Raw genomic sequence first — 20,444 nt, 5'->3', positions numbered from 1 at the left:
GGCAGGGGCATGGACGCCAAGGACGTGGTGCGGGGGTACTTCGACGCGCTGGCGGCGGGCGATCAGGACGCCGTCTGGAACGCGTGGGCGGAGGACGGCAGTTGCTGGTACGCCGGTGACCTCCCGATCTCCGGTACCTGGCAGGGCCGGGACCAGGTGATCAACGGGTTCCTCGCGACCGCCTTCGCCCATCTCGACCCCGACCGGGAGATCGGCCTGCGGGTCACCAATCTCTTCGGCGAGGGCGAGCAGGTGTTCGTCGAGTGGGACTCCTGGGCGACGGGCCGCACCGGCAGGCCGTACCGGCAGAAGAACAGCGGGGTCTTCCGCGTCCGGGACGGGAAGATCGTCAGCATGCGCGAGTACGCCGACACGCAGCACTGGGAGCGTGCGCTGGTCGCTCCCGCGCAGGTGTGAGGGCTCAGCTTCCGTACAGGCTCTCCACCTCGCGGGAGAAGTCCCGCGCGATCGCCTCACGGCGGAGCTTCATGGAGGGCGTCAGATGGCCGGCCGCCTCGGTGAAGTCCGCGGGGAGCACGGCGAAGCGGCGGATGGACTCGGGGCGGGAGACCAGCTTGTTGGCCTCGTCGATCGCGCGTTGCAGGACGGCCTCCAGCTCGGGGTCGCCGATGAGGAGTTCCGGCGGCACCGGGTGCTTTCCGATCATCTGCCGCCAGTGGGTGACGCCGTCGGGGTCGAGGGTGATCAGCGCGGCGACGTACGGCCGGCCGTCGCCGACCAGCATCACCTGGGAGATGAGCGGGTGCTGGCGCAGCCAGTTCTCCAGCGGGGCCGGGGCCACGGACTTGCCGCCCGCCGTGATCAGCAGTTCCTTCTTGCGCCCCGTGATGGTGAGATAGCCCTCGTCGTCCAGCTCGCCGAGGTCGCCGGTGGGCAGCCAGCCGTCCCTGGTCGCGGGGACGACTCCGCCGCCCTGCGGGTCCCAGTAGCCGCGCAGGACGTGGTCGCCGGAGACGAGGATCTCGCCGTCGGCCGCGATGCGGACGCGGGTGCCGGGCAGCGGCCAGCCGACCGTGCCCAGGCGGGGTTTGAGGGGTGGGGTGACGGTGGTGGCGCCGGTGGTCTCGGTCAGGCCGTAGCCCTCGAAGATCTCGATGCCGGCGCCGGCGTAGAACGCGGCGAGACGCCGGCCGAGCGGGGAGCCGCCGCAGATGGCGTGCCGGACGCGTCCGCCCATGGCGGAGCGGATCCTGCGGTAGACGAGCGGGTCGTAGAAGCTTCGGGCCGTCTTCAGGGAGCGGCTGGGGCCGCTGCCGGTGCCGGTCTGGCGGGCCTCCAGCGCCTCGCCATAGCGGCGGGCGACGGCGGCGGCCCGGTCGAAGACGGCGACCCGGCCGCCGGACTCGGCGTTCGCGCGGGCCGAGTTGTAGACCTTCTCCAGCATGTAGGGGATGGTCAGCAGCGCGGTCGGTTTGAAGGCCGCCAGGTCCGGGAGCAGGTCCTCGGCGGCCAGGCTCGGGGCGTGGCCGAGGCGGACCCGGGCCCGGACGCAGGCGATGGCCACCATGCGTCCGAAGACATGGGACACCGGCAGGAAGAGCAGGACCGAGGGCTCCTCGTCGTGGGCCTTGAAGACCGGGTGGAGCAGCTCGATGGCGTTGTCGACCTCGGCGAAGAAGTTGCCGTGCGAGAGCGCGCAGCCCTTGGGGCGGCCGGTGGTGCCGGAGGTGTAGATGAGCGTGGCGAGGGTGTCGGGGCCCAGCATGCCGCGCCGTACGGCGACTTCGCCGTCCGGCACCTGTACGCCGGCCTCGGCCAGCCGGGTCACGTGCTCCTTGTCCATCACCCACACATGGCGCAGGTCGGGCAGGTGCTGGAGCTCGGGGCCGATGGCGGCGGCCTGGGCGGTGGTCTCGGTGACCAGGGCGACGGCGCCGGAGTCGTGCAGGATCCAGCGGGTCTGGAAGACCGAGGAGGTGGGGTAGACCGGCACGGTGACCAGGCCCGCGGCCCAGGCGGCGAAGTCGAGCAGGGTCCACTCGTACCGGGTGCGGGCCATCACGGCGATGCGGTCGCCCGGCACCAGGCCCTCGGCGATCAGTCCCTTGGCCACCGCGAGCACCTGCTCGGCGAAGTGCGCGGCCGTCATGTCCGTCCAGCGGCCGTCGGGCAGCCTGCGGCTGAGCACGGTCGCGGCGGGCGCGGACTCCGCGTTCTCGAAGGGCAGGTCGGCGAGTGAGCCGTGTTTGTGCGCGGAGGTGAAGGGCGGTACGGACACCTCGCGCACGGCACCGTCCAGTCGCTGGACCCAGGGCTCCACAAGGACCGGGCGGCCGTCGTAGTCGGTCGCGGAGACGGGGGTGTTCGGGTACGGCGTGGACACGAGCGGCTCCTGTGGCGTGCGTGCACCTGCGGCGGACCCTCATAGATACGAAAAGGGGGGTTACCGCGGGTTAGGCAGGTGATCGTACGGCTCCACCGTGAGGGGATCGTGCGGGTTCAGGGATGGTCCGGAGCCGGGGATGTGCAGCCTCGGGGGTTATGGTGAGGCCGGTTCGCCTTCCGCTGCTTCCAGCCCCCCGGCCTCGGCCGGCGGAACCCAGGGACGCCCCCGCATCAGGTTGTCCAGCCCCGACCAGGTGACGTTCATGAGGGTCGCCGCGGCCTGCCGGGCGGTGACGCCGGGCGTGGCGTTCGCCCATGTGGCGAGGGACTCGGCCGCTCCGACCAGCGCCTCGGCCAGACCGGCCACCTCGTGCTCGGCGAGGCCGGGATCCCGGTGGGCCTCGCGTGCGGCGACGGCGACCAGCCGGGTCACGAACGCGACGATCTCCTCGCGCATCGCGGCGACCTCGCCCGCGAAGGGCTCCCCGTGCGTACGGGCCTGGAGGTGCAGCACCGACCAGGCGTCGGGGTGCTCGGCGGTGTGCGCGAAGAAGGCCCTGAGCCCGTCCCAGAGCCGGCGGTCGGCGGGCAGGTCCGTGCGGACCCCGCCCCGGACGGCCGCCGTCAGAGCGGCGGCCTCGCGCCGGATGCAGGCGGTGAAGAGGTCTTCCTTGGAGTTCAGGTACAGATAGACCAACGGCTTGGAGACGCCCGCCAGTTCGGCGATCTCGTCCATCGAGGCGGCCATGTAGCCGCGTTGGCCGAAGATCCGCACGGCGGCGTCGAGCATCTGCTGCTCCCGCACCGCACGCGGCATCCGCTTCGTCCTCGCCCCACCCATGGGGGCAAGACTAGGACGCGGCCGCCCCGCCCTGCGCCCTCGCGGTGTCGTCGGCGAGGTCCTCCTGGCTGCGGTTGGCGTCCAGGTTGGCCTTCATCCGGTCGACCCTGCCGACGATCTGCACCGAGGCCCGATCCCGCTCCTTGCGCAGCACCACCCAGCTGATCGGCGCCGACAGCACCAGCGACAGCAGCAGCACCCAGAGGAAGTTGGAGTCGCCGAAACCGCGCGGGAAGATGCCTGAGTAGACGGCTCCCCAGACGACCACGAGGCAGCCGGCGAAGATGCCGAAGCGCATCAGCGTGTAGCGGAGCATCTCAATCCAGTCGTCCGATTCCACAAGAGGTCATCGTCCAGTGAAGCACGGCCGGCAGGAGATCTTGCACGGGGGTCGGCCGGGGAACCTCAGCGCAGGGGCAGCAGCATGATCACGTCGTCGCGGTCGTCGCCGGGCGCCACCCGGACGGCGCCCGGTACCCGGCCGACCTCCTGGTAGCCGCAGGAGCCGTAGAACCGCTCCAGGCCCTGGCCGCCCCGGCAGGTCAGCCGTACCGCGTCGATGCCGTCGAAGGTGCGGGCCGCGTCCGCGGCGGCCGCCAGCAGGTCGCGGCCGTACCCCTTGCCCTGGTGCCTCGGGTGGACCATCACCGTGTACAGCCACAGCCAGTGCTTCTGGAGCGGGTGCGCGTTGAAGGAGAGGAAGGCGGTCGCGGCCGGCCCGCCCGTCTCGTCGCACCCGACGAGCAGCCGGTGACGGCCCTCGGCCATGGCCACGAAGTGCCTCACCAGCTCCGGCCGGACCTCCTCCCGGCCCACCGGCGGCACGAAGCCCACGGCGCCGCCCGCGTTGGAGACGTCCGTCCACAGGTCGAGGATGCCGTCGCGCAGGGCGGGGGTGATGGCGGGGTCAAGGGTGAAGGTAAGCGCCATGGGGCCACTTTACCTATTACCCGAGAGCTCGTGCAGCCACTTTCAGATCGGCGACGAGCCCTTCGTACGCGGCCTTCCTGTCCTTGTCGTCCTGCGCCCGCAGCACCGAGGAGGGGTGCACGGTCGGCACCAGCCGCTCGGGGCGGCCATGGATCTCGCGTTCCAGTACGGTCCCGCGCACCTCGCCCACCCGGAACGAGGACCCGAGCAGCGCCTTGCCCGCGGTGGCGCCGAGCACCACGATCAGCTCGGGCTCGACCAGCGCCAGCTCCGCCGCGAGCCAGGGCCCGCACGCGGTCATCTCCCGCAGGCTCGGCGCCTTGTGGATGCGGCGCTTGCGGGGCTCGGCCCGGGTGAACTTGAAGTGCTTGACGGCGTTGGTGACATACGCGTCCGCCGGGTCCATACCGGCTTCTGCCAGCGCCCTGTCGAGCAGCTTGCCGGCGGGGCCCACGAAGGGCTTGCCCTGGCGGTCCTCCTGATCACCGGGTTGTTCGCCCACGAGCATCACGCGCGCGTGCGCGTTGCCCGCGCCGAACACCGTCTGTGTGGCGTTCTCGTGCAGGGGGCAGCCACGGCAGTCCGCCGCGGCCTTGCGCAGGGCGGTGAGACCGGCGCCCTCCGGGACGAAGGGCGCCGCCGTGTAGGCATCCTCGGGGGCCTTCGTGACAGCCATGCGTGCCGAGTACCCCCGCCGATTCGTCACACCCGCATCGGCTGGGGGGACTCCCTGCGGGCCGGGTCGGGGCCGTCGTACTCGCGGATGATCTCGTAGCGGGTGTTCCGCTCCACGGGGCGGAAACCGGCGTCCCGGATCAGCTCCAGCAGGTCCTCGCGGGTCAGCTTGTTCGGCGTGCCGAAGTTGTCCGCGTCGTGGGTGATCTTGTACTCGACGACCGAGCCGTCCATGTCGTCCGCGCCGTGCTGCAGGGCCAGCTGGGCGGTCTGCACGCCGTGCATGACCCAGAAGACCTTCACGTGCGGGACGTTGTCGAACAGCAGCCGGGAGACGGCGAAGGTCTTCAGGGCCTCCGCGCCGGTCGCCATCTGGGTGCGGGCCTGCAGGCGGTTGCGGACCTTGCCGTCCTTCATGTCCACGAAGTCGTGCTGGTAGCGCAGCGGGATGAAGACCTGGAAGCCGTTCGTCTCGTCCTGGAGTTCACGCAGGCGCAGGACGTGGTCGACCCGGTGGCGGGGCTCCTCGATGTGGCCGTAGAGCATGGTGCACGGGGTCTTCAGACCCTTCTCGTGCGCCAGGCGGTGGATGCGGGACCAGTCCTCCCAGTGGGTGCGGTGGTCCACGATGTGCTGCCGGACCTCCCAGTCGAAGATCTCGGCGCCGCCGCCGGTCAGCGACTCCAGGCCCGCGTCGATCAGCTCGTCCAGGATCTCGCTCGCGCTCAGCCCGGAGATCGTCTCGAAGTGGTGGATCTCCGTCGCCGTGAAGGCCTTCAGGGAGACGTTCGGCAGGGCCTGCTTCAGCTCCCTGAGCGAACGCGGGTAGTAGCGCCACGGCAGGTTGGGGTGCAGACCGTTGACGATGTGCAGCTCGGTGAGGTTCTCCGACTCCATCGCCTTGGCGAGCTTGACGGCCTCCTCGATGCGCATCGTGTACGCGTCCTTCTCGCCCGGCTTGCGCTGGAACGAGCAGTAGGCGCAGGAGGCGGTGCACACGTTGGTCATGTTCAGGTGCCGGTTGACGTTGAAGTGGACCACGTCGCCGTTCTTGCGGGTCCGCACCTCGTGCGCCAGGCCGCCGAGCCATGCCAGGTCGTCCGACTCGTACAGCGCGATGCCGTCCTCGCGGGTCAGCCGCTCACCGGAGCGGACCTTCTCCTCCAGCTCGCGCTTGAGCCCGACGTCCATGCCAACACCTTTCTACGACAGCTCGGCCAACGGTATCCCTAGACCTCCTCGGGCAGCTCCCCGACCCGGTTCTCCCACTTCGTGGACAGCACGATGGTGGTACGGGTCCGGGAGACGCCCTTGGTCCCGCTGAGCCGGCGGATGGTCTTCTCCAGACCGTCGACGTCCGAGGAGCGGACCTTGAGCATGTAGGAGTCGTCACCGGCGATGAACCAGCAGTCCTCGATCTCCGGCAGGTCCCGCAGCCGCTGGGCGACGTCCTCGTGGTCGGCGGCGTCGGAGAGCGAGATGCCGATCAGGGCGGTCACGCCGAGACCGAGCGAGGCCGCGTTCACCGTGGCGCGGTAGCCGGTGATGACACCGGCCGCCTCCAGCCGGTTGATGCGGTCGGTGACGCTGGGTCCCGACAGGCCGACGAGGCGCCCCAGCTCCGCGTACGAGGCCCGGCCGTTCTCCCTCAGGGCCTGGATGAGCTGCCTGTCCACCGCGTCCATGCGATCGAAGCCTTCCGCTGAAGAGGTCCGAAGTTGAAGAGAGGTACGTGCTTGCTGAACTAGCTGGGTGTGCCGCCGCCGAGTTCGCCCCGCCACCGCCGGTACAGGCCGTGGTCCACGCCGGCCGCGTCCAGCACCCGCCCGGCGACGAAGTCCACCAGGTCCTGGATGTGGGTGGCGCCCGCGTAGAAGGCGGGCGAGGCCGGTACGACGGTGGCACCGGCGTCGTCCAGGGCGACCAGGTGGCGCAGGGTCTGCCCGTTCAGGGGCGTCTCCCGCACCGAGACGACCAGCGTCCGGCGCTCCTTCAGGGTGACGCTCGCCGCACGCTGCAGCAGGTCCTTGGACAGCCCGAGCGCCACACCGGCCACACAGGCGGTGGAGGCGGGCACGATGAGCATCCCCTTCGCCGGGTACGACCCCGAGGACGGACCGGCGGCGAGGTCGCCGGCGCTCCAGTACCGCACCGCGCTGACGTCCACGTCGAAGGTCCCGGGCTTGCCGTCGGCGCCCCGGGCCAGCCATTCCCGCAGGTCGTCCTGCCAGTGGGCGTCCCGGAACGAGATACCCGTCTCGTCCAGCAGCGTCAGCCGCGAGGCCCGGCTGACCACCAGGTCGACCGCCTCGCCCGCGCCCAGCAGCGCCCGCAGCACGGCCGCCGCATAGGGCGTCCCGGAAGCACCGGACACCCCCACGATCCAAGGCACGCGCTGCGTTTCTCCTGCGTTCACACCTTGAGCGTACCGGTGGGTCGGGTGGGGTTCAGGCCGGGTCGGGCGCCTTGGGGTCGACGGGGAGGCGGGAGGTGTCGACGGTGAGGCTGCCGAGGTTCGTCTCCACGGTCAGCTTGCCTCCGTACGGGAGTGTGTTCCGGCCCAGGTAACCGTCCGGGCCCGGGTTCCAGAGCGTGACGAGGTGTCCCGTACGGGGATCGAAGATGAGGTAGTTCGGGATGCCGCGAGCCGCGTACTGCTTGTCCTTGACCTCGTAGTCGTTGCGGACGCTGCTCGGAGAAGCCACCTCGATGGCCAGTTCCACCAGGTCGGGCGGATAGGCGGTGAGATTGCGGCTCCTCTCGGCCTCGGGGATGACCGCGAGATCGGGACAGAACTCGAAGTCGTCACTGAACGGGATCGCCACGTCGCTGATGAAGCCCCATTCGGGGCCCAGCTGGGGTTCGAGCTGCGTCCACAGCCGCACGATCGTCTCGTTGTGGAACGGCCTGAGCGGACTCATCACGATGTTGCCCTCGACAATCTCCATCCGGTACCCGCGGAACATGTCCTCGTACCGGGCGAGCTGCGAGTGCAGGCGATCACTGTCCGAGACGGTCACGTCGGCCTCCCTCTGTCTGCACTCGATGGTAGGCCGCACGCTATTCAGACGGTCAGACCGCGGACCAGGAGATCCAGCAGCGCACACACGAACAGGGCAATCCCGATGAAGCCGTTGACGCTGAAGAACGCCCGGTTGAGGCGGGACAGGTCGTGGGGGCGCACGACGCGGTGTTCGTAGACGAAGGCGCCCGCCACGATCGCCAGGCCCAGCCAGAAGAAGGCACCGGCGTGCGTGGCCAGGGCGTACCAGACGAACAGGGCCGTCGTCACCGTGTGGCAGGCCCGCGCGCCCCAGATCGCCGCCGGGACGCCGAAGCGGGCCGGGACCGACATGACGCCGGTCTCACGGTCGGTCTCGACGTCCTGGCAGGCGTAGATCAGGTCGAAGCCGCCGATCCAGACACCGACGGCGAGACCGAGGATCACCGCGTCCCAGTTCCAGGAACCGGAGATCGCGAGCCAGCCGCCGACGGGGCCCATGGACTGGGCGAGGCCGAGGATGGCCTGCGGGAAGTTCGTGAAGCGTTTGCCGTAGGGGTAGACCACCATCGGGATGACGGCCACCGGGGCGAGGGCCAGGCACAGCGGGTTGAGCAGGGCCGCCGCACAGAGGAAGACCACCAGGGCGATCAGGGCGCCCGTCCAGGCGTGCCGGACCGACATCGCGCCGGTCACCAGTTCCCGGTGCGCCGTACGGGGGTTGCGGGCGTCGATCTCGCGGTCGATGATCCGGTTGACCGCCATCGCGAACGTGCGCAGGCCCACCATGCAGACGGTGACCAGCAGCAGCCGGACCCAGTGGATGCTCCTGTCCCACTCGTACATCGCCGTGAGGGAGGCGATGTAGGCGAAGGGCAGCGCGAAGACCGAGTGCTCGATCATCACCAGGCGCAGGAAGGCTTTCGTGCGTCCCGGCTGGGGGATCGCTGCGGAGGCGCTGCTCACAGCCCGTACTCCTTCCAGCGGCGGTCCACCAGGGCCGCCGTCTCCGGGTCGGACTCCACCATGTCCGGCCAGCCGCCGTCGCGCGTGTAGCCCTCCTCCGGCCACTTCTTCGTGGCGTCGATCCCCGCCTTGCCGCCCCAGAACTGCTGGTAGGAGGCGTGGTCGAGGTGGTCGACGGGGCCTTCGACGACCGTGAGGTCGCGGGCGTAGTCGGTGTTGCCGAGGGCCCGCCAGGCGACCTCGTGCAGATCGTGCACATCGCAGTCGGAGTCCACGACCACGATCAGTTTGGTCAGGGACATCATGTGCGCCCCCCAGATCGCGTGCATCACCTTCTGCGCGTGCTTCGGGTACTTCTTGTCGATCGAGACGATCGCGCAGTTGTGGAAGCCGCCGGCCTCGGGCAGGTGGTAGTCCACGATGTCCGGGACGATGATCTTGAGGAGTGGGAGGAAGAACCGCTCCGTCGCCCGGCCCAGCGGGCCGTCCTCCGTGGGCGGGCGGCCCACGACGATCGACTGGAGCAGCGGGCGCCTGCGCATCGTCACGCAGTCGATCTTCAGTGCCGGGAACGGTTCCTGCGGGGTGTAGAAACCGGTGTGGTCGCCGAAGGGGCCCTCGGGCAGCATCTCGCCCGGCTCCAGCCAGCCCTCCAGGACGACCTCGGCCTGAGCCGGCACCTGCAGGGGCACCGTCTTGCAGTCGACCATCTCGATCCGCTTGCCCGCGATGAACCCGGCGAAGAGGTACTCGTCGATGTCGCCGGGGAGCGGGGCGGTGGAGGCGTACGTCACGGCCGGGGGGCAGCCGAAGGCGATGGCGACGGGCAGCCGCTCGCCCCTGCGCGCGGCCACCTGGTAGTGGTTGCGGCTGTCCTTGTGGATCTGCCAGTGCATGCCGATGGTGCGCTTGTCGTGGCGCTGGAGGCGGTAGAGCCCGAGGTTGCGGACGCCCGTCTCCGGGTCCTTGGTGTGGGTGAGCCCCAGGTTGAAGAAGGAGCCGCCGTCCTTGGGCCAGGTGAACAGCGCCGGGAGCCGGTCGAGGTCCACCTCGTCGCCGTGCAGGACGACTTCCTGGACCGGAGCCTCCTTGACCTTCTTCGGCGGCACGTGCGTCATCGCGCCGAGCTTGCCGAACGCCTCGCGCACCCCGACGAAGCCGTGCGGCAGCTCGGGCCGCAGCAGGCCGCCGATCTTCTCGGAGATCTCGCCGTACGACTTCAGGCCCAGCGCCTTGAGCAGGCGGCGGTCGGTGCCGAAGACGTTCATGGCGAGGGGCATCGCCGAGCCCTTCACGTTCTCGAAGAGCAGGGCGGGGCCGCCGGACTTCTGCACCCGGTCGACGATCTCCCCGACTTCCAGATAGGGGTCGACCTCGGCCTTGATGCGCTTGAGGTCGCCCTCGCGCTCCAGCGCCCGCAGCAGGGAGCGAAGATCGTCGTAAGCCATGCGGTCAAGTATCGCCGACCTACCGCTTCGCGCCTGCGCCCACCCCTCCGCGGCCGGGGTCCGGCGTGGCTGGGATACTCGTCGATCATGAGACGTCGTCGCGTGTCACGGCTCCTGGCCCCGTTGGTCCCGCTGATCGCGCTCGCCGCGTGCACGCCGCAGCAGGACCCGGACAACTCCGCCGCGTCCCCGGTGATCCGTGTCCCGGCCGCCGAACGCCGGGCCGCCCCCGACCTCAACGGCACCGCCCTCGACGGCGGGCGCGTCCGGCTGTCCGACTACCGGGGCAAGGTCGTCGTCCTCAACGTCTGGGCCGCCTACTGCGGCCCGTGCCGTGCAGAGGCGCCCGAACTCTCGCAGGCCCAGCGGCACTTGGCGGCCAAGGGCCTCCAGGTGGTGGGCGTGGACACCGACGCCGACCGCTCGCAGGGCCGGGCCTTCGCGAGCGATCACCACCTGGCCTATCCGAGCCTGTACGACCCGGGCAGCCGGCAGCTCGTCCACCGGATGCCCCGGAAGTACCTGGCGCAGGCGCTGCCGTACACGCTGTTCATCGACCGGAACGGGAAGATCGCCGCGCGGGGCCTGGCCGGGCTCACCGAGGCGGACGTGCGCACCATCACGCGTCCGCTGCTCGCCGAGAAGGCGGACGGGATGCGCTGAGCGGGGCTCAGGGGCTCAGCGGTCAGTGGCTCAGTCGCTCAGTGGCCGGCCAGGCAGTGGTCACTCTGGTGCACCGGTGCGACCAGCCGGCTCAGCTCCATGAGCACGGTGTCGGTCCGCCGCACCGAGGCCGAGAGCGTCACCTCGACGGCGGGCCGGCGGCCGTAGGTGACGAGCAGGTCGCGTCCGTCGCCTGCGGCGGCCTCGCGCAGCACCCAGTCCACGCCGTTCACGGCGACGCACGGGTCCTTCGCCGGGGCGGGCGGGACGAGGCCGCAGCGCAGGCGCACCTTCCCGTGACCCCAGGCCGCGAGCCCCTCGTAGGTGAACGGGTCGCGCCGGTCGCCGTCCAGGCGGTCCGGGTAGTGCGCGGCGATCCGGGCGCACGCCGGGTCCTTCGCCAGCGGCCCCTGCCGCATGCCGAACACCGGCGAGGCCAGCTCCCGGGCGACCAGCACTCCGCCGAGGACCAGGCCCCCGGCGGCCAGCGCGGCCGCCGCCCCTCTCCTGCGCGCGCCTGTCCTCAGCGCAGCCACCTCTCCCCCGGTCGTCGACGGGCAAGCGATCACGAAGGTGTCCATCATGGCCACCCGCTACTCTGGCCCGGTCACCGGGCCCGTCTCACTTCGTCGGGAGAGCGCACGCCATGCTCAGGTATCTGCCGTTCCTGCTGGTCCTGGCTCTGTGGATCTACGCCTTCGTGGACTGCCTGAACACCCCCGAGGAAGAGGTGCGGCATCTGCCGAAGGTGGTGTGGGTGGTCATCATCCTGCTCTTCGGCGAGGTGCTGGTCGGCCCGGTCGCCTGGCTGATCACCGGCCGGGTGCGGCGGGCCCCGGCCGACGGCCCGGCACCGGCCTGGGTCGCGCCCGACGACAACCCCGAGTTCCTCAAGTCCCTCGACAAGGACGACCGGGACACGTGATGGAACTCCGGCTGCTCGTCACCTTCGAGAAGGTCGCCACCGTACTGAGCTTCACCCGGGCCGCGGCCGACCTGGCGTACGCGCAGTCCAGTGTGACCGGTCAGATCCGCACCCTGGAGGCCTCCCTCGGGGTGGAACTGTTCGACCGCCTCGGCAGCCGGATCCGGCTCACCGAGGCCGGCGAGCGGCTGCTGCCGTACGCCCGGCAGATCATCGAGCTGACCGAGGAGGCCCGGGCGGTGGTCGTCGAGCCGGAGGAGCCGTCCGGCACCCTGACGGTCGGCACGATGGAGTCCCTGACCTCCTACCGGCTGCCGCCGCTGCTGGAGTACTTCCACCACCGCCATCCCAAGGTGCGGCTCGCGCTGCGCACCACCATCGGCGACGAGACCCGGCAGGCACTGCGTCAGGGCACGTACGACGTCGGGTTCCTGATGGAGGAGGAGACCGAGCACCCGGGGCTGGAGACCGCGGTGCTCACCGTGGAGCCGCTGGCCCTGGTGGCGGCGCCCGGGCACGCCCTGGCCGGTGCGGAGGTCACCACGGCCGGGCTGACCGCGCAGCCCCTGCTGGCCACCGAGCCGGGCTGCGCCTACCGGGATCTGTTCGAGCGGACGCTGACGACGCTGCACCCGGTGGACTTCCTGGAGTTCGGCACGATCGAGGCCACCAAGCGCGCGGCGGCGGCCGGCCTCGGGGTGGCGCTGCTGCCCGAGGTGACGGTCGCCGCCGAACTCGCGGAGGGCTCTCTCGTACGGCTCGGCTGGGAGCCCCCGTTCACGCTTCGGACGCAACTGGCGTGGCGGGCCGGGAAGCGGCTTCCGGCGCATGCGCGGCTGTTCGTGGAGCAGGCGCGGAAACTCGTGGCCGAGCAAGCGTGACCTTGAGGCTCGCGGTCACGATCAGCGGGACGCCCAGCGCCTGCACGAGCCCGATGTGGTGGCCGTAGACCGCCCAGTCCATGACCATCGCCACGGCCGGGTAGACGAACGCGAGCACGGCGATCTTCGAGGTCGGCAGCTTGGCGTACGCGGCGTACATCAGGACGTACATCACGCCGGTGTGGATCAGACCGAGCCCGGCGAGCCAGCCCCAGCCCCAGCCGGTGCCGCTCATGGCGCCGAAGTCCGCGAAGGGCAGCAGCAGCGGGATGCCGACCAGGACCTGGACGAGGGCGATCAGATGCGGGCGGACACCGGTGATCCGCTTGGTGACCAGGGTGGACAGGCCGTAGAGCAGGGCGGCGGCGAGGGCCTGGCCGATGCCGGTCAGATACGACCCGCCGCCCGCGAAGTCGCCGGGTGTGACGCCCGAGACCAGGATCAGCCCGGCGAAGGCCACGGCGATCCAGCCGGCCTTGGCGGCGGTGAGCCGTTCGCGGAACAGCAGCGCGCCGAGGAGGACCACGTAGAACGGCTGGGTGTGGTAGACGACCGTGGCCACGGAGATGGACGTGTTCCGGTACGACTGGAAGAGCAGCACCCAGTTGAAGACGATGAACACCCCGCCGAGCACGGCGAGTCCCAGGGTGCGCGGGGTGAAGCCGTGGTCGCGCAGCCAGCCGCGGGCGGTGACGTAGCCGCCGAGGGCGAGGGCGCCGAACAGGACGCGGAAGAAGACGACGTCGAAGGGCGGGGCTCCCGACTCGACGACGAAGACGCCGAGGGTGCCGGAGAGCATCATGGCGGTGGTCAGCTGGGCGGTGCCCTTGAGTTCCGGGGTCATGACACCGACGCTAGGACCGGACACCGGCCGCGTTCCACGTGCTGGTGCGGGGCACTGCCGATGGGGCCATCGGCGCCGCCGATACGCGCAGGTGAGTGTCCATCAACTTTTCTGCTCCCGACGCCACTTCGGGCCCAGCGACCACTTGCCATCACTCACCGGCGACGTTGTTAATGGTGGTCACTGAGTTGCGAAGGACCGCCTGACCTCTGGGGGACGGAAACAGATGCAGACCGGCCAGCCACCCGAACGCCCGGCCCAGGATCCGCCGCCCGCGCAGGCGGCCCCTGCGGCGCCTGCGGCCCCGCCCGCCGCGCCCACCACGGCCCCGCTCATGCCGGACGTCCCCGCGCCGCCCGCGCAGCAGGCGCCGGACCGGGTCGATCTCCGGGTCAGCAAGCGGATCCTGTGGATCGGCGCGGCGGTGTACCCGCTGGCGAACATCGCCCGCGTCTACACCTTCGTCCTGCGCCCCAGGCGCAAGGAGGCGGTGCTGAGGTTCCTGCGGTACACCGCGGGGATCCTGGTCGTCGCGTTCATCGCGATGCTGCCCGGCCTGCCCTCCCTCATGTCCTCCCGAGGCGAGGGAGGGCAGATCGGGCAGGACTCCGGCGCCGCGGGCTATGTCACCTTCGTCTGGATCGTGGCCCTCTTCGCCGAGATCTACTTCCTCATCGAGATGGTCTCGGTCCTGGGTGCCGCACCGCACCACGTGCTCGCGGTGGAGACCTCGGGCGCCTCCACGGCGCTGGTCACCAGCCAGGACCCGCGCTATCTCGACCAGATCGTCGGCCAGATCTCCTACGCCATCGATCATCCGGAGGCCGAGTTCAAGGTGACGGTGGAGAGCCTCACCGTCTCGCCGAGGAACTACTACTTCGGCGACAACGTCAACATGTACGGCGGCAGCGGAAACGTGGGGATCGGCGCATGAGCGGCACCAACTACTACTACGGCGACAACGTCAACATGTACGGCGGCCAGGGCAACCAGGGCATCGTCAGGAACGAGGGCGGTGCCGGAGCCGGGCAGCAGGACCCGGCCCTGGCCGCCGCACTCGCCGAACTGAACGGGCTCATCACCCGGTTGCGAACCCAGGTGTCGGCGCCCGACGCCCAGCTCCTGGACGAGTCCCTGCCCGCCCTCAGCCCCGACGCCGCCGTGCCCGCGCTGGAGCGGCACCGGGCGCTGCGGGCGATCGCGGGGATCGCCGCCGCTGTCGGAGCGGTCGGCCAGCCGGTGGCCGAGGCCGTACGGGCGATCACCGCGATGGTCAGCGGCTAGGGGCTGTCGTCACGTCCGGGCCCAGCTCTGCGAGGACGCCCCCGACTGGCAGCCCGCCTCGGCCACGCCGCCGCCGAAGGCGAGGTCGAGGCAGCCGCCGTCGTAGGCAGTGCGCAGGGAGTTGCCGTGGCCGGTCGTCCAGCGCAGGTTGCCGCCGCCCTGCGAGCAGTCGCCGACGAAGACCGCCTGGCCGTTGCCGTTGGCGCTCAGGCAGGCGCCGGTCGAGACGTTGACGACCTTGACGCTGCCGCCGGTGGCACTGCGGAAGGTCCAGCGGGCCGTGGCGTCCGAGCAGTCGCCGAGGCCCGAGGAGCCGTAGACCTGGATCAGGCACTTGCCGTTCTCGCCGTTCTCCAGCCGGAACACACTCGCTCCGCCGGAGCCGCCGGGACCTCCGGAGGTTCCTGAACTGCCGGCGCCACCGGAACTGCCTGAGCCGCCGGAGCCACTACCGCTGTCGCCGCCGCCCTGCCGATCCGTGGGCGAGCTCCCGCCGCGCCCCGTGTCCCCCGTGTCTCCGTGCTTCTTCTGCTTCTCCCCGCTCGCCGGAGAGACGGAGCGCTTCTTCCCCGCGCCCTTCCCGTCGTTCCCGCCCTTCCCGTCGTTCCCGTCCTCCCGGGGCGTCCCGGCCGGGGTCGCCGAGGAGGCGCCCGGCGCGGGATCGGCCGGCGCGGAGACGGAGACGCCCGGTGTGCCGGCGGCGCCGTTGCGGTGGGCGTCCGTGGCATACGGCGCCAGTTGGAAGGCGAGGGTCGCGACACCGGCGCCGGCCACGATCGGCACGACGGCCACCAGCACCCGCCTGCGCCGCCGTTCCGGCTCGGGCCGCCGCGCGCCGGGCCGTACGACGATCTCCGGCTCGGCCTCGGGCTCGGGCCCGGGCCCGACGCCGCCGGGCTCCGGCACCTGTGCCGCGAACTCCGCGCGGGCGGTGAGACGCTCGCTGAGGACGGCGGGCCACAGCGGAGCGTCGGACGGCGGCACGTGCGCGGTGGCCAGCTCCAGCAGCTCGGCCGCGCCGGGGCGGCCCTCGGGGTCCTTGTCCAGGCAGGAGGCGACGACCGACGCCAGCTCGCGGTCGGTCGCGCGCAGTCCGTCCAGGTCGGGCTGTTCGTGCACGATCCGGTACAGCACCCCGTGCCCGGACTCGTCACCGAACGGCGGCCGCCCGCACCCCGCGTACGCCACCACGGACCCGAGCGCGAAGACGTCCACCGCGCCGGTCAACCGCTGTGCGCCGGACGCCTGTTCGGGTGACATGTAGGCCGGGGTGCCGACCACCATGCCGGTCCGGGTCAGCCGGCTCTGCTCGGCGGCCCGGGCGACCCCGAAGTCGATGAGGGTGACCCCGTCGAGGGTCAGCATGACGTTGGACGGCTTGACGTCCCGGTGCACCATGCCGAGCCCGTGCACCGCGGCCAGCCCCGCCGCCGCCTCCCGCAGCAGCAGCCACAGCGACTCGGCCGGCAGCGGCCCGCCGTGCGCCTCGACGGCCTCGCGCAGCGTCAGCCCGGGGACGTACGCGGTGGCGAACCACGGCGGCCGGGCGTCCCGGTCCCCGGCGAACAGCGGCGCGGTCGCCCCGGCGGGCAGCCGGGCGAGGTTGTCCAGTTCGTGCCCGAAGCGGCGGACGAAGTCCTCGTCCTCGCCGGCGACCGACGGCAGGACCTGCTTGACGGCGGCGTACCGCCCTTCGTGCACACCGAGGTAGACCCGCCCCATGCCGCCCGCCCCGAGCCGCCCGACCAGCGGGATCGGTCCGATCCGGCGCGGATCGTCGTCTTCGAGCGGCCCGACCCCGTGGTGTTCCCCGTTCAACACTTTCCCCCTGTTTCAGCGTGCGTAGGAGCCGAGGCCCACCAGGCAGTACACATACTCGTTGATGGTCGCCCCGTTGATCGTGTAGCGCGAGGAAAAGGCGTACTGGGTCCGGGGGTTGTCGTTGCAGCGGCTCATGTCCGAGGTCAGCGGAATGGTCTCGATCACCTTGTAGTGCGCGTCGGACGCGGAGCAGGAGACCTCGTCGACGCCGCTGACGGACTGCGCGGTGGTGGAGTCCGGCAGGGTGCCGTCGAGGCAGGTGCCGGAGGTGTAGGGGCTGGGGTCCGGGCTCGGGGTGCCGTAGGGGTCGCCGGTGCGGTACGGGTCGCTGGAGTAGGTGCCGCCGGTGCCCGGGGCGCCGGTGTACGGGTCGCCGGTGTACGGGTCGCCGGTGTACGGCTCGTCGGTCGCCGTGGCGGTCGGGTACGACGGTGAGTACGGCGACGAGCTGAGCGTGTCGCCGGACGAATCGTCGCTGCCGCCGCCCCGGTTGACGAGCACCAGGAGTAACACGACGACGGCGACGACGCCGAGCACGCCCAGACAGGCGAGGCCCTGCTTCTTCTCGGAGCCCGCCCCGGCGGCGGCCGCCGTGACGCGGATCCGCAGCCGCACCTCGCCGTCGGCGGTGCGCAGCCGTACGAGGTCGCCGTCGCGGACCGGGGGTATGCGGACGGGCGGTACACCCGTGCCCGGCGGCAGCCTGAGGACCGTACCGGAGGCGGCCTGCTGCGGGGTGAGGGAGACGGGGATCTCGGGGATTCCTTGATTCTCGGGTGACGACACCAGCCGCTCCTGGATGTGAGGATGAGGCAACCAGTGTGGGCCGGCAGCCCACAGAACTAAAATATCTTTCTAGAAAAGCACTTCAGTATGAGCCCCAAGCAGCAGCGTGGCGAGGCCACGGTCGAACAGCTCCTGGACGCCGCACTGCGGGTCTACGCCGAGTCGGGTGAGCAGGGGCTGACGGTCGCGGCGCTCACCCGGGCGAGCGGGGTGAGCCTCGGCAGCCTGTACCACCACTTCGGGAGCGTCGACGGGCTGATGAACGCGCTGCTGACGCGCTGGCTCGGCCGGCTGCTCGGCGAGCTGGCAGCGGCGCTGGAGCACACCCGTACCGCCCATACCGGTATTCGTGCCCTCGTCCGGGCCTACCTGAACTTCGTACAAGAGCACCGGGAGGCGGCGCTGCTGCTGCACTCCTCGTACGCCGACCGCCAGGGCATGGCCGACGGCAAGCGGCTCCGGGACGCCCAGGAGGCCCGGCTCTCCCCGCTCGCGCAGTGGGCGGACCGGTACGTGGACTCCGGCGACCTCGCTCCGCTTCCGGCACCCCTGCTGGAGTCACTGATCCTCGGCCCGGTCGTCGGCGTCGCCCGCCGCTGGCTGTCCGGCATCGAGGACGTGGACCTGGACCGGGCGGCGCTGGTCCTGCCGGACAGGATCTGGCTGTCGGTCAGCGCAGAGAGGAAGTGAACGCCGGCACCTGGATGGCGGTCCTGCAACCAGGTTGATCCTCCCCCTCACCCGGAGACGGGCGGCTCCTGCGGCGGGGCGGCGCGGCGGCGTACGACGACCGGCGGGATGGGGCGGCTTCCCGGAATGTTGATGCGGATACGGGTGGTCAGGACCGTGTCGGTCGGCCCGGATGACCGTGTCGGCCTGTGCGGTGACGTGACCGGTGCCCCGTCGAACCACGCCTCGGGTCCCCACGGCACGGAGTCCAACGGGGTGAGGGTGACGCCCGGGTTCGCCAGGGCGGCGACCGTCAGCAGGTGGGCGTCCTGGCACATCCCGACCTCCCGCAGCCGCTGGACGATCTGGGCGACCCGGTGTGCGCTGCGTGCGCACACGCCGTTCAGGAGGAGCACCCTGTCCGCGAAGCTCTCGTCGGGCAAGGAGGACAGGAGCAGCGGAAGGTCCTTCATCGAGCGGTGCCGGCCCGCGGCGAGCAGCACCCGGTGGGCGAACCTGCCGAAGCCGGCCTTGCGCAGGTGGCCGATGGCCTGCTGGAAGCTCCGGGCGGGCCGTTCCACCATGCCCATCATCACCGCGTCGGTGTCCGGGGCGGAGAGGCTGCCGAGCAGGGTGACCAGTCCGGGGGCGGGACGGGCCCAGCCGATCGCGAGGGCCAGGGCGTCGGCCCTGTCCGTCGCCTCCGTCGCCCGCAGTCGTTGCAGGGCAGCGGTGAGCGGCCCGGGCGGCCAGTCGCGGCCCGTGGTCATCAGGCGGGGGAAGGCCTCTTCCAGAGCGTCGAAGGTCGGCAGTTCAAGGGCCCACGCGACGAACGTGTCGACGTCCGCGTCGTCCTCGTCATGCGGCTGGTCGTCGGACCGGTTGTCCAGCTTCCTGTCCGGCTTGTTGTCCGGCTCGTTGTCCGGGGACTCGCCTGCGGCCGTCACGGTGCGCAGGGCCTCGTCGGAAGCGTTGTCCGGGGTGCGCCCGGCGGAGTTGTCCGGGAGTCCGTCGGGCTCCTCCCGGAGTTCCTCGGCGAGCCGGTCGAGCCGCTCGGCTCCCGAGTCCAGGATGTGCGCGGCCTTCATCAGCGCGATGTCGATGTCGTCGTGGGCGGTGGGGTGCGTCGGCAGCACCGGTGCGGGACCGGGGTCCGCCGGTACGGCGTCGGCCTCCGGGTGCGCGGCGTCCTGCTCCAGCCGCAGCCGCGCGAGTTCCGCCGTGAGCCTGCGCACCTGTTCGGCGGACTGCTCGGCCAGCCGGTCGGCCTTCTCCCGTTCGTCCCGGGCACGGGTCAGTTCGGCTTCGGCCTGCAGACGCTGGGCCTCGCTGTGGCCCAACTGTTCCTGCAGGTCCGCGAGGGCTTCGGAGGCCGGGGCGCGGGCGGCGCTGCGGTCCCGTTCCGCGGTCAGCGTCGCGATGTCACGGTGCAGTTTGTCGACGAGCGTCAGCAGGATCAGCACCATGTGGTGGGCGTCGTTGCGCGCCTTCTCCAGTTCCGCCGTGCGGTGCAGTGCCCGCATGAGTTGATCGGAGAGTTCCAGCGACCGCCGTTGCGCGACGACCAGTTCCCGCTCCGGGTCCGGGGTGCCGGGACGCGCGTCGCCCGGGGACGGGTCCTGCCGGCCGACGCCACCGGACCGCCCGTGACGTGCGGCGGCGACGGCGGCCTGGTGGAGGGGGCGTGCCTGCTGCCGTAACCCTTCGTACTCAGCGGCGCTGCCGGAGCATGCGTCGGCGACGGCCTCCACGAAGTCCCACCGCAGGTTCACCCCGGCCAGCCGGTCCGCGACGGTCGACCTGCCGGGCACGGTCTGGCTCTCGAAGTGCTCGGGTTTCAGTTCCCCCAGCAGGTCGTCCAGGCGGAGGCCGGCATCGTCCAGCCATCCCCGAAGGAGCTCCGCGAGGCGGTTGGCCTCCTCCGTGGGCCCGCGTAACCGCGCCCACGGGCGCGTGCGACGTCCCCTGCCCACCACCGAACCTCCGCTCTCCCGCCCGCCCACGGCACGCGTCGACCCGCTCCGGCCTTGTCCGGACTTGTACGCACGGAGACCTGGACTAGTGGAGCCGCGGTGGGCCGGGCCAGCACGCTGACGCCATCGCCCGTCCGCCGTACCGCTCCCCCGGGGCGCACGGCACCGGACCTCTTCCGGAGGAACTCCCATGCCCGGTCAACTCAATCATGTGCTGTCCGTCATCGCCCACGGAATCCTCACAGAGCTGCCCGCCCAGCTGGCCACGGCCGGCGTCATGGCCGCCTCGGCGGCCCTGTGCAGGCACCTCAGGCGTCGCCGGGCCAAGGCGGACACGGCACGGAACGCCGGTGACGTGTAACGGTGCCCGTTGCCTCGTGGCGGCCGACCC

24 protein-coding genes are annotated in these 20,444 nt (G+C 71.3%); 8 read left to right on the top strand and 16 right to left on the bottom strand.

Going from position 1 to position 20,444, the window contains the following annotated elements:
• The first annotated feature begins 9 nt into the window (after window positions 1-9).
• Window positions 10-417, top strand: coding sequence for a nuclear transport factor 2 family protein (locus tag ABT171_RS21865; RefSeq protein WP_351246226.1), 408 nt, complete (start codon window positions 10-12; stop codon window positions 415-417).
• A gap of 4 nt (window positions 418-421) precedes the next feature.
• Here ABT171_RS21865 and ABT171_RS21860 read toward each other — a convergent pair whose 3' ends face one another.
• The 11 genes from ABT171_RS21860 to ABT171_RS21810 form a co-directional block, all read right to left on the bottom strand.
• Entirely contained in the window at window positions 422-2,344 is a 1,923-nt protein-coding gene (locus ABT171_RS21860; RefSeq protein ID WP_351246224.1) for an AMP-dependent synthetase/ligase, read from the bottom strand.
• A 156-nt stretch (window positions 2,345-2,500) separates the two neighbouring features.
• Entirely contained in the window at window positions 2,501-3,187 is a 687-nt protein-coding gene (locus ABT171_RS21855; RefSeq protein WP_351246222.1) for a TetR/AcrR family transcriptional regulator, read from the bottom strand.
• Between the two features lie 10 nt (window positions 3,188-3,197).
• The gene (locus ABT171_RS21850; RefSeq protein WP_351246472.1) at window positions 3,198-3,503 is read right to left on the bottom strand and encodes a DUF4229 domain-containing protein; all 306 of its coding nucleotides are present in this window, start codon (window positions 3,501-3,503) and stop codon (window positions 3,198-3,200) included.
• Window positions 3,504-3,592: 89 nt separating this feature from the next.
• Complete coding sequence (locus ABT171_RS21845) at window positions 3,593-4,117, bottom strand: GNAT family N-acetyltransferase (RefSeq protein ID WP_351246220.1); 525 nt, start codon at window positions 4,115-4,117, stop codon at window positions 3,593-3,595.
• A 16-nt stretch (window positions 4,118-4,133) separates the two neighbouring features.
• Entirely contained in the window at window positions 4,134-4,793 is a 660-nt protein-coding gene (locus tag ABT171_RS21840; RefSeq protein WP_351246218.1) for a UdgX family uracil-DNA binding protein, read from the bottom strand.
• Window positions 4,794-4,819: 26 nt separating this feature from the next.
• Window positions 4,820-5,983 (bottom strand): aminofutalosine synthase MqnE, encoded by a 1,164-nt coding sequence (gene mqnE, locus ABT171_RS21835; protein ID WP_351246216.1) that lies wholly within the window; start codon window positions 5,981-5,983, stop codon window positions 4,820-4,822.
• Window positions 5,984-6,021: 38 nt separating this feature from the next.
• Window positions 6,022-6,477, bottom strand: coding sequence for an Lrp/AsnC family transcriptional regulator (locus ABT171_RS21830; RefSeq protein ID WP_351246214.1), 456 nt, complete (start codon window positions 6,475-6,477; stop codon window positions 6,022-6,024).
• A 59-nt stretch (window positions 6,478-6,536) separates the two neighbouring features.
• Window positions 6,537-7,184, bottom strand: coding sequence for a UbiX family flavin prenyltransferase (locus ABT171_RS21825; RefSeq protein WP_351246212.1), 648 nt, complete (start codon window positions 7,182-7,184; stop codon window positions 6,537-6,539).
• A 55-nt stretch (window positions 7,185-7,239) separates the two neighbouring features.
• Complete coding sequence (locus ABT171_RS21820; protein ID WP_351246210.1) at window positions 7,240-7,812, bottom strand: Uma2 family endonuclease; 573 nt, start codon at window positions 7,810-7,812, stop codon at window positions 7,240-7,242.
• A 44-nt stretch (window positions 7,813-7,856) separates the two neighbouring features.
• Window positions 7,857-8,759 carry a menaquinone biosynthesis prenyltransferase MqnP gene (mqnP, locus tag ABT171_RS21815; protein WP_351246208.1) on the bottom strand — a complete coding sequence of 301 codons (903 nt, stop codon included), beginning with the start codon at window positions 8,757-8,759 and terminating at the stop codon, window positions 7,857-7,859.
• Entirely contained in the window at window positions 8,756-10,207 is a 1,452-nt protein-coding gene (locus tag ABT171_RS21810) for a menaquinone biosynthesis decarboxylase (protein WP_351246206.1), read from the bottom strand. Before ABT171_RS21810 ends, mqnP begins: the two co-directional genes overlap by 4 nt.
• Window positions 10,208-10,294: 87 nt before the next feature.
• Between ABT171_RS21810 and ABT171_RS21805 the strand changes: the two genes are divergently transcribed.
• A complete protein-coding gene (locus tag ABT171_RS21805; protein WP_351246204.1) occupies window positions 10,295-10,870 on the top strand; it encodes a TlpA family protein disulfide reductase in 576 nt (191 codons plus the stop codon).
• 38 nt (window positions 10,871-10,908) lie between these two features.
• On the opposite strand, the gene ABT171_RS21800 is transcribed toward ABT171_RS21805, so the two are convergent.
• Entirely contained in the window at window positions 10,909-11,454 is a 546-nt protein-coding gene (locus tag ABT171_RS21800; RefSeq protein ID WP_351246202.1) for a DUF3515 family protein, read from the bottom strand.
• A gap of 62 nt (window positions 11,455-11,516) precedes the next feature.
• On the opposite strand from ABT171_RS21800, the gene ABT171_RS21795 reads away from it, so the two are divergent.
• Together ABT171_RS21795 and ABT171_RS21790 are read left to right on the top strand one after the other, a co-directional pair.
• Window positions 11,517-11,795, top strand: coding sequence for a PLD nuclease N-terminal domain-containing protein (locus tag ABT171_RS21795; protein ID WP_351246200.1), 279 nt, complete (start codon window positions 11,517-11,519; stop codon window positions 11,793-11,795).
• Window positions 11,795-12,676, top strand: coding sequence for a LysR family transcriptional regulator (locus ABT171_RS21790; RefSeq protein ID WP_351246470.1), 882 nt, complete (start codon window positions 11,795-11,797; stop codon window positions 12,674-12,676). The genes ABT171_RS21795 and ABT171_RS21790 overlap by 1 nt, the downstream gene beginning before the upstream one ends.
• On the opposite strand, the gene ABT171_RS21785 is transcribed toward ABT171_RS21790, so the two are convergent.
• On the bottom strand, window positions 12,573-13,520 hold the full coding sequence (locus ABT171_RS21785) for a DMT family transporter (protein WP_351246198.1): 948 nt from the start codon (window positions 13,518-13,520) through the stop codon (window positions 12,573-12,575). The genes ABT171_RS21790 and ABT171_RS21785 overlap by 104 nt on opposite strands.
• 226 nt (window positions 13,521-13,746) lie before the next feature.
• Here ABT171_RS21785 and ABT171_RS21780 point away from each other — a divergent pair, with 226 nt between their 5' ends.
• Together ABT171_RS21780 and ABT171_RS21775 are read left to right on the top strand one after the other, a co-directional pair.
• A complete protein-coding gene (locus ABT171_RS21780) occupies window positions 13,747-14,454 on the top strand; it encodes a DUF6232 family protein (protein ID WP_351246196.1) in 708 nt (235 codons plus the stop codon).
• Window positions 14,451-14,804, top strand: a complete 354-nt coding sequence (locus ABT171_RS21775) for a hypothetical protein (RefSeq protein ID WP_351246194.1) — start codon at window positions 14,451-14,453, stop codon at window positions 14,802-14,804. Before ABT171_RS21780 ends, ABT171_RS21775 begins: the two co-directional genes overlap by 4 nt.
• A gap of 9 nt (window positions 14,805-14,813) precedes the next feature.
• Here the strand turns inward: ABT171_RS21775 and ABT171_RS21770 are convergent, their stop codons facing one another.
• Both ABT171_RS21770 and ABT171_RS21765 read right to left on the bottom strand, forming a co-directional pair.
• Window positions 14,814-16,625, bottom strand: a complete 1,812-nt coding sequence (locus ABT171_RS21770) for a serine/threonine-protein kinase (protein ID WP_503076039.1) — start codon at window positions 16,623-16,625, stop codon at window positions 14,814-14,816.
• Window positions 16,626-16,637: 12 nt separating this feature from the next.
• The gene (locus ABT171_RS21765) at window positions 16,638-17,411 is read right to left on the bottom strand and encodes an LppU/SCO3897 family protein (protein ID WP_351246190.1); all 774 of its coding nucleotides are present in this window, start codon (window positions 17,409-17,411) and stop codon (window positions 16,638-16,640) included.
• 87 nt (window positions 17,412-17,498) lie between these two features.
• On the opposite strand from ABT171_RS21765, the gene ABT171_RS21760 reads away from it, so the two are divergent.
• Entirely contained in the window at window positions 17,499-18,101 is a 603-nt protein-coding gene (locus tag ABT171_RS21760) for a TetR/AcrR family transcriptional regulator (protein WP_351246188.1), read from the top strand.
• 47 nt (window positions 18,102-18,148) lie between these two features.
• On the opposite strand, the gene ABT171_RS21755 is transcribed toward ABT171_RS21760, so the two are convergent.
• Window positions 18,149-20,053 carry a hypothetical protein gene (locus ABT171_RS21755; protein ID WP_351246186.1) on the bottom strand — a complete coding sequence of 635 codons (1,905 nt, stop codon included), beginning with the start codon at window positions 20,051-20,053 and terminating at the stop codon, window positions 18,149-18,151.
• Between the two features lie 190 nt (window positions 20,054-20,243).
• Here ABT171_RS21755 and ABT171_RS21750 point away from each other — a divergent pair, with 190 nt between their 5' ends.
• The gene (locus ABT171_RS21750; RefSeq protein WP_351246184.1) at window positions 20,244-20,414 is read left to right on the top strand and encodes a hypothetical protein; all 171 of its coding nucleotides are present in this window, start codon (window positions 20,244-20,246) and stop codon (window positions 20,412-20,414) included.
• Window positions 20,415-20,444: the final 30 nt, after the last annotated feature.

The organism is Streptomyces sp. NPDC001851 (assembly GCF_040297165.1).
In the GTDB taxonomy this organism is placed as follows: Bacteria; Actinomycetota; Actinomycetes; order Streptomycetales; family Streptomycetaceae; genus Streptomyces.
Note: the sequence above shows the minus strand (reverse complement) of the source record. Positions and strands in the feature narration are given on the sequence as shown.

Bases quoted from the DNA above. Each gene is read 5' to 3' on its own strand.
- ABT171_RS21830 (WP_351246214.1), bottom strand. From the start codon at position 6,477: ATGGACGCGGTGGACAGGCAGCTCATCCAGGCCCTGAGGGAGAACGGC.
- ABT171_RS21805 (WP_351246204.1), top strand. From the start codon at position 10,295: ATGAGACGTCGTCGCGTGTCACGGCTCCTGGCCCCGTTGGTCCCGCTG.
- ABT171_RS21865 (WP_351246226.1), top strand. From the start codon at position 10: ATGGACGCCAAGGACGTGGTGCGGGGGTACTTCGACGCGCTGGCGGCG.
- ABT171_RS21760 (WP_351246188.1), top strand. From the start codon at position 17,499: ATGAGCCCCAAGCAGCAGCGTGGCGAGGCCACGGTCGAACAGCTCCTG.
- ABT171_RS21845 (WP_351246220.1), bottom strand. From the start codon at position 4,117: ATGGCGCTTACCTTCACCCTTGACCCCGCCATCACCCCCGCCCTGCGC.
- ABT171_RS21810 (WP_351246206.1), bottom strand. From the start codon at position 10,207: ATGGCTTACGACGATCTTCGCTCCCTGCTGCGGGCGCTGGAGCGCGAG.
- mqnE (WP_351246216.1), bottom strand. From the start codon at position 5,983: ATGGACGTCGGGCTCAAGCGCGAGCTGGAGGAGAAGGTCCGCTCCGGT.
- ABT171_RS21840 (WP_351246218.1), bottom strand. From the start codon at position 4,793: ATGGCTGTCACGAAGGCCCCCGAGGATGCCTACACGGCGGCGCCCTTC.
- ABT171_RS21780 (WP_351246196.1), top strand. From the start codon at position 13,747: ATGCAGACCGGCCAGCCACCCGAACGCCCGGCCCAGGATCCGCCGCCC.
- ABT171_RS21850 (WP_351246472.1), bottom strand. From the start codon at position 3,503: ATGCTCCGCTACACGCTGATGCGCTTCGGCATCTTCGCCGGCTGCCTC.
- ABT171_RS21775 (WP_351246194.1), top strand. From the start codon at position 14,451: ATGAGCGGCACCAACTACTACTACGGCGACAACGTCAACATGTACGGC.
- ABT171_RS21795 (WP_351246200.1), top strand. From the start codon at position 11,517: ATGCTCAGGTATCTGCCGTTCCTGCTGGTCCTGGCTCTGTGGATCTAC.
- ABT171_RS21785 (WP_351246198.1), bottom strand. From the start codon at position 13,520: ATGACCCCGGAACTCAAGGGCACCGCCCAGCTGACCACCGCCATGATG.
- ABT171_RS21750 (WP_351246184.1), top strand. From the start codon at position 20,244: ATGCCCGGTCAACTCAATCATGTGCTGTCCGTCATCGCCCACGGAATC.
- ABT171_RS21855 (WP_351246222.1), bottom strand. From the start codon at position 3,187: ATGGGTGGGGCGAGGACGAAGCGGATGCCGCGTGCGGTGCGGGAGCAG.
- ABT171_RS21790 (WP_351246470.1), top strand. From the start codon at position 11,795: ATGGAACTCCGGCTGCTCGTCACCTTCGAGAAGGTCGCCACCGTACTG.
- ABT171_RS21800 (WP_351246202.1), bottom strand. From the start codon at position 11,454: ATGATGGACACCTTCGTGATCGCTTGCCCGTCGACGACCGGGGGAGAG.